At 39.8% G+C, this 12272-nt stretch carries 6 protein-coding genes; all 6 read right to left on the reverse strand.

Features of this window, described 5'->3' with window-relative positions; all coding sequences use genetic code 11:
- Nucleotides 1-234 precede the first annotated feature (234 nt).
- Nucleotides 235-1137, reverse strand: coding sequence for a PD-(D/E)XK nuclease family transposase (locus MTBBW1_RS13600; protein WP_080804316.1), 903 nt, complete (start codon nucleotides 1135-1137; stop codon nucleotides 235-237).
- A gap of 246 nt (nucleotides 1138-1383) precedes the next feature.
- Entirely contained in the window at nucleotides 1384-1743 is a 360-nt protein-coding gene (locus MTBBW1_RS13605) for a HepT-like ribonuclease domain-containing protein (protein WP_186441286.1), read from the reverse strand.
- Nucleotides 1744-1759: 16 nt separating this feature from the next.
- Complete coding sequence (locus MTBBW1_RS13610; protein WP_080804318.1) at nucleotides 1760-2059, reverse strand: nucleotidyltransferase family protein; 300 nt, start codon at nucleotides 2057-2059, stop codon at nucleotides 1760-1762.
- Nucleotides 2060-2616: 557 nt separating this feature from the next.
- A complete protein-coding gene (locus MTBBW1_RS28390; RefSeq protein WP_186441288.1) occupies nucleotides 2617-2760 on the reverse strand; it encodes a hypothetical protein in 144 nt (47 codons plus the stop codon).
- Nucleotides 2761-2841: 81 nt separating this feature from the next.
- Nucleotides 2842-10122: a LamG-like jellyroll fold domain-containing protein gene (locus MTBBW1_RS13620; protein ID WP_186441290.1), complete on the reverse strand. Its 7281-nt coding sequence runs from the start codon at nucleotides 10120-10122 to the stop codon at nucleotides 2842-2844.
- Nucleotides 10123-10311: 189 nt separating this feature from the next.
- Complete coding sequence (locus MTBBW1_RS13625; protein ID WP_080804321.1) at nucleotides 10312-12153, reverse strand: AAA family ATPase; 1842 nt, start codon at nucleotides 12151-12153, stop codon at nucleotides 10312-10314.
- Between the last annotated feature and the right edge of the window lie 119 nt (nucleotides 12154-12272).

Here is a 12272-nt window from a genome sequence, read left to right on the forward strand (position 1 = left end):
CACGCAAAAGGCTCTTTATTGCCCAGTCAAACCTTATTACCCGATTGTGGTCTGAAAAATCTGTCATATCAATATCCTCTTTAGATTATTTTGTAATTATTCCCATGCTATGGCAACGACATTAAGCAGAATATCATCTATTTGATCCTACCCCGGTAATGGGTTTAATATTGTATGTATTTCTGATATATTTTTAGAAAAAAGTTGCTTTTAAGATAAATTGTCTATCTGTAATCAATTCAGCTTTTTTATCTCTTCAATTGCCAAGCCTGTAAATTCAGAAATTTTATCAATGGATTCACCTTTTTTAAGCATTTGGCTTGCAACGGTTTTCAAACCCTTTTCAATCCCTATCTTTTCACCCTCTTCAATACCATCCATTTTTGCTGTTGTGATCATATCTCTTTCACGGACAAGATTTACTACATAACGTTCATAATCCGCTTTTTCAGATTTACTCATATGGATATAGGATAGCTTATCTTTTGCTTTATCAATATTTTTGGACTTAAAATCATCCCTTACCTGTTCATTTTTTATCATGTATATCCATTCATCAATATATCTTTTGATGATATCCTGAAATTTATAAATCTGAATAAAATAGTACTCAGGAAATATATCTTTATCCACAAACTTATACTTTGATTCCAACCCATCCATTACCTCAACCTTCTCTTTTATCTTCAATGGATTGCCTGTGTTCATGCCTATAAATTGAGTTGTGCCCTTATAAAGATAGTCATCTCCGGTGCCAAAGTTAAAATAGAGGATACTTATGGAGATTACCTTGCTGATATTTTTAAAATCTTCACCAAGCCTTAAATTTTCAACAATAACCTTTGATGTGCCAAAGAGGAGCCGCTCTAAATAGTCCCTTTCACGGGTGTTTTGAATTTCAATAATTATTTTGCGTTTATTGCTGTCCTCAACCATTAAATCCACGCGGTTGAATTTATCGTCCTCCTGTTTCTGGTTACCTTCACTCTCAAGAAGATTTAAAATTTTTATGTTTTCATCTTCAAGCAGAGCACAAAGGAATCCTTCAAGAACATCAAAATTGGCTTTATCCCGTAAGAGGCTTTTTATTGCCCAGTCAAACCTTATTACACGATTGTGGTCTGAAAAATCTGTCATATCAATATCCTCTTTAGTTTGTTTTTGTAATTTCGGTAAAGCACTGTGGGGGCAATACTGTGTGATTGCCCTGGAAAAGGTCAGTATTATTGTTTTGAAAAAAATGTTTTCATGGTTTTTACCTGTTTTTATCTTATTCTGATTTAAAAAATGCCATCACTTTGCAAGGCCCGGTAACGGCTCCAGTGGTATATGTGGTTCCGGCAAGTGTTCCATTGCATCCAAGCACGTAGTTAATCCTACCTATCATCGCCACCTGTCCAGCTCAGAGCTCTCCTCAGATACACATTCTTTTGATGTGATCATTTTCTGCAATTCGATCTGTAATTCCGGCAAATGGTTCTGAATAATATCCCAAACCTCTTCAGCATCTATTCCAAAATAGTTATGTGCAATGATGTTTCTGAAACCACGAATTTTATACCAATCGACATTTTTATATTTATCCACAGTTCCGTCTGATAATCTTGAAACCATTTCTCCAATCACAATGAAGTTCATCATGGATGCATTGAAATCCCGCTGATTATGATAAAATCCATCTGCATTGTCATACCCGGAAAAATAATTGATAATTTTATTCAAGGCGTTTAATGCGGATTTCAAATTCAATATATCCTTATCATACATAAATCACCTCATTTTGAATAACCCCCATGGCATAAGACTTGATATATTTTTCACGACACAAAGCCACTTCACGGTGAAATTCTTTAGTTAAAAGGGCTTTTAAATTACTCTTTTTATTGTAAATATCGTTCGTTTCAGGCTTAAATTCCACCAAAATGTCAATATCGCTCTCTTCATTTTGTTCATTTCTGGCAAAGGAGCCGAACAAACCGATCTTTGATAAATTGAATTTTAGAGCTATATCATGTCGGTTATTTTGTAGAAATTCTATAATATCATTTTGTCTTAGCATATACCTTACCTTAATCTATGTTCATTGAATCTTTACTCATATGGATAAAGGACAGCTTCTCTTTTGCTTTATCAATATTTTTGGACTTAAAATCATCCCTTACCTGTTCATTTTTTATCATGTATATCCATTCATCAATATATCCTCACAATCGACATCTTAGTGTTTTTTCAGAAATAATTGAATTTGTCTGAATCAGGATAAGCAGGATGGATAGGATGTTCAGGATAGATAAACCTGCCTTATCCTGATAATCCAGATTAAGACAGTTTTTATACTCAAAATCGACATCTTATTGCTTTTTCAGAAGTTATTGCAGTTGTCTGAACCAGGATAACCAGGATGGATAGGATGCTCAGGATAGATAATCCTGCCTTATCCTGTTAATCTTGGGAATCCTGATTCAGACAGTGTTGACAAGGCTTACAAGATCATAGGTGTCGACTTTGAGTTTATAAGGCTTACAAGATCATAGGTGTAGATTTTGAGTCAGTATGATTACTTTGAAAAAAAGGCAGACACATAGGCCTGCCCTGCAAAAATAGCCGAAAACAGAATCAAGCCTGATTAATCCACCCTATGGCAACGACATTAAGCAGAATATCATCTATTTGATCCTCCCCGGACAACTTTAAAAGAACATCTTCATCTTCACAATGATGCCTGCAATCCACAGGGCCGTATGAAAAAAATGTTCTCATGGTTTCTACCGTGAAAATGACTATCTTTTTCATACTTGGGGATGATTGATACGCAATCATGCCTGTTTACCTGTTTTTATCTTATTGTGATTTAAAAAATGCCATCACTTTGCACGGCCCGGTAATGGCTCCAGTGGTATATGTGGTTCCGGCAAGTGTTCCATTGCATCCAAGCACGTAGTTAATCATATATCCTGAATCCGGTGTCACTGTGAAAGTTGCAGAACCGCCATGGCTTATGTATTGATCGCCTGCCGGGGAAATCGTTCCGTTTGCAGTGGCAAGAGAGGTTACTTTGTAGGTTTTTGGGGTAAAGGTAGCATTAAGTGTGCAGTCTGCCGTGATCGCTCCAGTAGTATAAGTATTGCCAGACCATGTTCCGGCAGGACAGCCGCCGGTGAAATTGTTAAACTGGTAGCCCCAGTCAGGTATTATGGTGAAGGTTGTTGTGTCATTATAATTAAGGGTTCTGCTGCCGGGGCTTATGGTGCCTCCTGTATCAGCCGTCCCTGTTACTGTGTAGCTGTTCAGGGTAAATGTTGCAGTTACGGTGCAATCTTCTGTTATGTTGCCGGTGGTGTAAGTCGTGGCAACTGCTATGGGGCCGGTTATGGGGGTACCCCCGCAACCTGTAATTGTTGAAATGCTTGATCCTGTACCTGGTGTAATTGTAAGGGTGGCGGTATCATTAAAGTTAACACTTATTGTTGCAGGATCTACATCCCCACCACCTGACCAGTACCTTGCTGTTCCAGTGACTACCGAATTTTGAGGCTGTGACGGTAAAAACAGGTAAGTTTCAATCCAGGTTGTGTTATCCAGCAGAGTTCCATTATTTAGACCAGATGTATTGATGGAGTTGTTGGTCAATGTTGTCCCTGAACCTGTATTCATTTTGTAGTAGGCAACAAGACCTGTTTCATTACCAGCAAGGGTGCGTTCCATGTAATCTTGGATCTCATTTTGGCTGCGTACAACACTCCACACCCGTACTTCATCCATAGCCCCTGAAAAAAAGCCACTACCAGCACGGCTTCCAATGGTTAAACTTGTGCCTGAATCAACTATTCCGGTTTGGCTTTGTGAAGCTTTAAGCACTCCGTCAACATATATCTTGATAGTCGAACCGTCGTAGGTAGCTGCTAAGTGATACCATCTGTTAGCTTCAAGGGCTTCAGTTGAGGCTGCTGCATTCCAGGAACTATCATTATTACCAATTATAAACCATGGCACGTTGGTATTAGTAATCAAAAGTTCATATCCACCGTTTGCAGCACCATGATAATATTTTGATACCAAATATTGATATTGTCCAAGAACACTTAATTTAATCCATGCTTCCACGGTTATGTTACCGCTTAACTGAAGGCTTGAATCATTTCCGCAATCCACATAATCCCCGGTGCCATCAAAGGACAAGCCATATGAACTGCCTTCTATCCATGTTGGATTATTTGGGGAAGTGGCTAAAGTTCCAGTATATGAATTTGTAGTTGAGTCACCCAGTGAAGTAGCAGAGCCTTCATTTATTTTATAGTAGGCAACAAGGCCGGATTCGCTGCCTGTAAGTTCGCTGTACATGTTGTCTGATATCTGGGTTTCAGTTCTTGCAATATTCCAGATTCGGACTTCATCAATGCTTCCTTCAAAGTAATTTTCATCAAAGTAATATTTTCCTATCAACATTCTGTCAACTGAGGGGGTTCTGTCGTTGTAACCACTCACGTCTTCTTGCCCGTTAATATAAAGTTTTACACTGGTTCCATTCTTAACCACAGCTACATGTGTCCAATTGCCGCTGTTGACAGAGGTATTACTTATAGTTGCAACCCATCCTACACCGTATGGGTCAATCCCAAATTCAAGTTTACCTCCACACGTACGAAATTGAACATTATCAGTATATGTAGTATGGGTATATCCCCAACATACAATATTATTCACCAATGAAGTTGAAGTTGTTTTAATCCATGCTTCGATTGTTATTGTGTCTGAATATGGCGGAGAATTGGTTCCAAATTCTACATAATCATCTGTACCATCAAACATTAGAGCCGATTTTTCTACAGAAGGTGCAGCAGTTGAAAATATTGGCACTACAGCCAATGTAGAAGTTACAGTTAAAGTGTAAGGATTATCTGTTGAAAGTGGGGTACCTAAGTCATCTTCCCATCTTGTAAACTCGTAGCCACTATCTGGAGTGGCAGTTATAGTAATATTACTTCCAGAGGCATATAGTTCTCCAAATGGACTTCCACCAGACACAGAACCATTGGCAACAGCATTAACTTTGAGCATATAAAAACTATCTATTGCCTCTGCAACAGCACCACGAACATTAAAGGTTGTACGATCATCTCCAAATTGATCTGTTGTAACGACATGGCTGCTTGCTCCTGTACCTTGAAGATCAACCCAAGAACTTGTATCTTTATTATAGTAACCTATAATAACCGAAGCACTGTTGGAGCTGTCATAACCTGTATCAGTACCCTCATAATCAGTACCACTATAGTTATTACTAAGCAAGGCACTACCGGTTTTGAGAGTTACAGCTCTATTGGCTGTATTTGCAACGCTATTGACTTCAACAAAAAAGGGCTGGAAAACTTTAGCTGTACCTATTTGAAGATTGTCATTGTTGATTATAAAATCATAAATTCCTCCAGAAAATAAATAATTGTCAGAGCCATCTGCTAAACCACCATAGGTGATATTGTGTGAACTAACATCGTGCCCTGTTATGGCTCCATGGAAAACATTATAATAGGAGTTGATTGTTCCGTTAGAATTATATTTTGTTACATCATCCAAAGAAAAACCAGATGGATTATCAACTGTGCCGGCACTTTTTCTATAGTTATACGCAAAAAGAGAGTTAATAACAGTTGCTGTACCGCCATTAACTCCTATAGCTCCACCATTGTAATTACCATAGGCAACATTACCTGCAAATGTGCTGTTAGTTACCCAGAGAGTTCCCTGATAATTATTTATTCCACCACCGATCTCTTTGCCGTTATTATTATAAATTGTAGAATTATTAATATAAAGTGTTCCTTGATTTTCCCCTGCTCCACCTCCACCTGTTGCTGAAAAAGCACGGTTTTGAGAAATAAAACAATTTTCAATAAACATGGTTGCACCAGAATTATTAACAAAACCGCCGCCATATTGAGCTATATTTCGCATAATTCCACAATCATATACATATGTTGTACCAGAATTATTAATAGCACCACCTTTAACGTTACCACTACCATTGTTTATCAGACAGTTTTCAACTCTCAATGTGGCACCTGTGCCAACATTTATGCCTCCTCCAGAGGCATGGCCACCTTTTATAGTCATGTTTTTTATTTCTGCATAAACACCTGCACCGCTTATTGAAAAAACTCCAAAAGTTGATGGAGAATCATTTACATCACCAGAATCTGTAAGGCCGGGAGTGGGAACTGAAAGGGTGTTGCCATTGCCGTCAAAAACTAAATTTTTGGTGCAACTTATCGTTGAAGTGACTGTAATATCAGCGGTAATGCTAATGGTATCGCCGGAAGATGAGTTGGTTACTGCGTCAGCAAGTTCAGCATATGTTGTAACATTGTGGGTTTTTGTTTCACGATACACAACATATAAACCTGCACCAAAAGTTAGAGAAGATGTCTCATCACTGTTGTAATGGACAAGGGAACTGCTATAGTTGGGAAGGCCGGTAATGCCTGTGCTTCCACTTACGCTGCCTGTGTAAAGTTTTGAGGTGCCTCCACTTCCAGCAGCAACCGAACCGCCGATGACAATAATATCCCCACCTGTTGTCGTGCCTATGTTTTCACTCCTTCCGGCATTGAGTTTAACGGCATTTGTAGAGGTGTTCGCAGTTAAAATAGCTCCGGTCAAGGTCAGATTGCCACTTTGTGTCGCAATATCAACAGGGCCGGTGGCACTGACAGTTGCCAATGTTAATGCTCCTGAATTGACAAAATTCACGGTTCCGGTATCGGCGGTCAAGTTGGAGACGACATTACCGGTGTTTGTAAGGTCATATTGTCCACCCGTACCCTGGAGGCTTAAATTTTGTCCTCCAGTGATGGCACCGGACTGGGTCACACTGCCCTGTGTGGAGAGTACCAGAGGATCATTTACTGTGGTGGCGGCAATGGATATATCGCCGGTCTGAGAAGATCTGCCGATGGTAATGCTGGAAAATCCGTCAACAAAATTTGCGTTTGTTCCTGAGAAATAATAACCCGGCAAACCAAGTGTCCCGGTAGCACCAGATATACCAATAGTTGCACTTGCTGTTCTGGGGTGAATCTCGAGATTTCCCGTACTTTCTATTCGTGCGGCTGTTGTACTATCATCCATACTCAAACTATCAGCTATCAGGGTAATATTACTGCTTGAAGAGCCGAGCAAACCTTTACCCACTTTTACATTTGCGCCACCAAGTCTGAGATCACTACCTGTTCCATTACCGTCTCCCGTAAGGGTAATCAAGCCGCTGGATGACTGAATTATACCTGAGAATGTCCCAATACCGTGAGTGTTCGCAGTGCCGCCTATGCCTGTTATATTTATAGCACCAGATTCAGCCTCAATGGTTGATCCAGAAGTAGCAATACCCCACGCTCCGTCAGTAGCACCACCCTCGCCATATATTGTGATAGTTCCGTTACCGCTTGACTGAATGGTTCCTTTTAGGGTAATCCCCCTGTTGTTACCGGTTTTGTTAGTACTTGTACCGCCTTTACCCCGTACACTGATATTGCCTCCACCGGCATTGATTTGAGAACCTGTCTGGAGGTAAACTCCGACAGTCAATGGGTCACCATCAAGGCTGGTTGTGTTTTTGCCCATAGCCGCATCACTTATTGGATCGGAACCTCCTCCTAAGGTAATGTTTCCGTCGTTGCTGTTGATCGTGGCGTTGGTATCCAGAAATATTGATCCTTCCTCATTGTTATCGCTGTCTGCCCACAAAATTGTATTAAGGGTTCCGTTAGAGGATGCAATCGATTGGTTGCTATTTAAAATAATACTTCTTGCAGCTTTGATTGTCAGTGTTGCTTCCCCTCCCGCTGTTTTGCTTATTGCACTGCTTATTGTAACATCTCCATCTTCTCCTGCACCGCTTCCAGTAGTTATTACAACTGATGTATCAGCGTTAAGTTTGTTTTGTATCTCTGAAACGGAGACGGTTGCACCAGTGGCGTATGGAGTCCAAGTATCAGTCCCACCGTCTGATGACCATGAGCCGTTGCTGCTGGCTGATGTGCTGATTGTGGTGTTGTAGGTAGCAGGATTTGGGACAGCCGCACGCCATCTTGAAAAACCATCTTGACCTGTTACTGTTATAGTGTTGTTGGCAGTGTCGATAGTTCCGCCTGAGACGATCCAATTAGTTCCACCGTCTGTTGATTTCCACAATTTTAAATCTGCTTCTGTCAATCCATTGAGTTCTGAATCATTATAATTAAAAACAAGAGTGGCATTTAATCCTGTGTTGGTTGTCGGAGTAATATCGTAGTATCTTAAAATGCTTGGATTACCGCTGATGGTTTGGGCTGTGTGTGCTCTTGTTATGGTTGTGCTTCCCAAGTTTGCACTTGTGGTTAGAACAGCACCAAGACCAGCTACATTTTCAGCGGTGATGTTGTTTAAATCTCTTGTGGTTGTGATATTTCCTGCACCAAAAAGCCTGTAGCTGCCTTCAACAAGATTTGCAGAGCTTCCAAGTGTAAATGTATTACTACTCATACTAATATCTTTACCAAGCAAGAGATTCCCATTAACAGCAAAACCAGAACTTAAAGTTGGAGCTGCTCCGCTTGAAAAGTAGAGACTGTTTACAGTTGGAGTGCCTGAAATAGTAGCTTCATTGGCAAGAGAACTTAACTTGTAAAGCCCTACATTGTCTGTTGATGCTGGAGCTGAATTTTTGCTCCAATTGCCAGCAGTTGACCAATCAGAACTTTCAGAGCCAATCCAGGTGTTAAACGCAGTTGAATCTACCCAATCTGTATTATCCATATTGGTAAGAGTGCCGTTATTGGCATTTACGGTCATATCATAAAGCGTTGTCCCGTCAGATTGATCCATACGATAATAGGCAACTAAATTTAATTCACTGCTAACATTCAGTGTGTTCATCATGTTTTCGCGGATTTGTTCGGGCGTTCGGGCAACATTCCAGATACGCACTTCATCAATTTCGCCATCAAAATAACGAGTTCCTGCTTCAGACAAATAATCCTTTCCAATAATTACTGGATCGCTGTTTGCTTCAACAGTATAAGGCGTTGAGGGACTTAATGTCTGCTCTACTCCGTTTAAATATACTTTTCTTGTTACGCCATTATTAACCGCTGCAATATGTTGCCATTGATTGGCAGTAAGAGTTCCATCTTCGGTCTCCATGCCATCAAAATTGATTCCGCTATACGAAATATCACCAGATAAACGTAAAGTATATCCATAAGGTGGTGGTAGTGAAGAGGTATGCCATTTGCCTACAATACCTCCATGAAAGTTAAAGGCTCGTGGTTTTATCCATGCTTCAATTGTGTAATTAGTTGTTAAGTCTAATGAGTTATTATCTGCAATCGTTACATAATCATCTGTTCCATCAAAATCCAAAGCCTTTCTTGGTCCTGCAAATGACGCTGATGCTTTCCAAGTTGCACCGTTGGTAATTGTTCCTGTGTTGCTGTTGCCGCTGTTGTCAGTTATAGTTGTTCCGCTGCCATCGCTCATTTTGTAATAAGTAATTAATCCGGTTTCGCTGCCCGTGAGCTCTTTATGCATATTGGCTTTGATCTCTGCTTCTGTGCGGGCTATATTCCAAACACGGACTTCGTCCATTTGTCCATCATAACCTCTATTTAAATTTGTTGCATTTCCAATCAAAAAAGTACTGTTCGAATCAAAGTCGCCAGTTTGTGTGTTATTGGTATCAAGCACCCCATTTATATAAATCTTCATTCCGGTGCTTGAATCATAAACACCTGCAATATGATACCAGGTACCTTCAGACAAATCTGTACTGCTCCAGAGCTTTTTCTGGCCACTAATTTCAAGCACAAACTGCACTTTTTGCATATTGGCACCTCCATCTCCAAGACGTAAAAATGCAGAATTGCCAGAACTTTCTGTTCCAATTAGATTAATACATCCTTCAACGGGGGTATCAAAGTCATCAGGATTTATCCAACATTCCAGAGTAAGCGTCGATCCACTGAGATTTATAGAGCTACAATCCACATAGTCATCTGTCCCATCAAAGTTTAGGGCGTAGTTAGTAGCATGAGCCACGCTTGCGAGTGTCAGCAAGGCAATTGCTATTATTAAAATTTGTTTTATCATGAACATTATCCTTATAATAAAGTATGTTTCTGATTCTATTTAACGTTACTTAGGAAGCATACTACGAATTTCATTCCCGGAAGCGCAGGCGTCTCGCCTGCCATGCCTGTTTATCCTGAAAACATGTCATGTTTTCAGGATCGGGGGGGGCAAATTCTCAACCGGTAATGGCCGTTATATAAACGTCTTTCATCCATCACTGATATGCACCATCTCCCACCCATGGAAAACCACAATGCCCTTTTTAAGGTTAACACGACCATACTTGCCTGTGTGCATCATCTTTTCAAGGTTTTCATCACCTGCATATTTTAAAAGTTGTTTTCTACTGTGCTCTACTTTTTGCTTTAATTTGGCAGCAAGCTCTTTTTTATCATTTGTCCTGGGGATATATTTAAATTCAAAAAGATACGCATATCCAATATCAGGGTATTTCAGATAAAATGGTTTCAGGACAATATCTGCGAATCCTTTGTTCAGCTCCTCCTCAGAAAGGGAGAGGTAGAAGTCAAACAGCCCGAAATATGCCATGAAGAAGCCCTGTATAACCTTTTCGCCCTCTATATAATCCCTTATTTTTGTCTGACGGTTGATCTCAAAGGCAAGAAATTCAAAGACAGGCTTGAAATTGCCTTCATAGGCCATCCCTCTGAATTTTTTACGCAGGGTGTAGAGATCAACGGCAAAAATATCCACATCTTCATAGGATGCCTTGATATATTCATAGATCAAGGTTTGGATGGTTTCATTGGGGATGGTTAAAACAGGGTCACCCTGGGAGTAGTCGCCCTTGAATGTCAAAAGGCCGAAAAAGTAGAGTAACGATATAAAATTGCCTGAATCAATAAGTCTTTCGTAGGGAAAACTCTTCTGTATTGTTGAGACGATGGATCTGTTCTCCATTATCTCCTTTAGCCTGCTGAAGTTGCCGTTCAATGTGCTTTCCCTTCTGTTTAAGGGGGGCTTCACTGATTTATTCAGTTCATCAAAGGTTTTACCCTGATCGCTTAATGATCTGTCAAGTACAATGAGATGCCTTAATTTGCCGTAATCCATTCGAAGGTTGTCATCAATGAGATCATCAATCAAGCTATTGTTATTAAAGGACTTGTTTATGAAATAGAGAACCGCATCTGTATTAAACATTTTTTCATTTGAATTTTTGGAAAACTGATAGTTGCCATACCATTTTTCCATGATCTCCAGGATGTTTTCCCTGTCAAGGTTAAAAATACCACATGAAGCGTAATAATCAATAATAGCAATGACATCCTTTTTAGTAAACCCAAGGAGTTCATTGAATGCGTCATCAAGTGAGATATTGTTGCCAATATTAAAACCACTTGTAACATCATCCATTGTCACCGGTGAAACCCCGGTAATAAACATCCTTGCAAGTCCCGATGCACTGCCAGATGCCATATCTTTAAGATTGGTGAAAAACTGTTTGAAATAACCGGTCGTGCGGGTCAGTTTTTTGTATTCAGACGGGCCATATTCTGACAGCAGGGAGTTTGCAAAGTTGTCATACTCATCAATCAGAAGGTATATTTTGGTGTCACTCTCTTTTAAGCCCCTTGAAAGATGGTGCAGTTTTTCATGGGCAGTGTGCTTTTTTGACACCTGTTCCGTTAAAATGGGCGGTAAAAAATCTTTATATGTATATACAAAATGGTCTATGGTATCGGCGCAATAGTGGTTAAAGTCGTTTTGAACATTCGCCTTATCCTTTGTAATAACTGAAAAGTTAAAGTAAAGGATCATATACTGTCCACGCTCTGGAGTCGGGTTATTTAAAATCCATGTGTTGTGAAAGAATTTTTCAAAGTTATCTCTTTTTTTGATGTCATAATAGGTGTGAAGCATGGAGAGAAAAAGGGTTTTTCCAAAACGCCTTGGACGGATGAGAAAAATAAATCTATTCATCTCAAGCTGGGGGATATAGGTTGTCTTGTCCACATAGTAATCATTTTCCAATTGAACAGACTCAAAGTCTCCAGCTCCATAGGGTATTTTTTTTATTGTCTCCATCGCTATCCTCAAATTGATAAGGAATGTGGGGCCGAAATTGGAATCAAGCCCCTGCTTTGACTCATTGATATATCAGTTGGTGCTCTGTTAAGCTCAGTGTTATCCTCAAAAACGACACC

Origin of the sequence: Desulfamplus magnetovallimortis, from assembly GCF_900170035.1 — a bacterium.
Classification (GTDB): domain Bacteria; phylum Desulfobacterota; class Desulfobacteria; order Desulfobacterales; family Desulfobacteraceae; genus Desulfamplus; species Desulfamplus magnetovallimortis.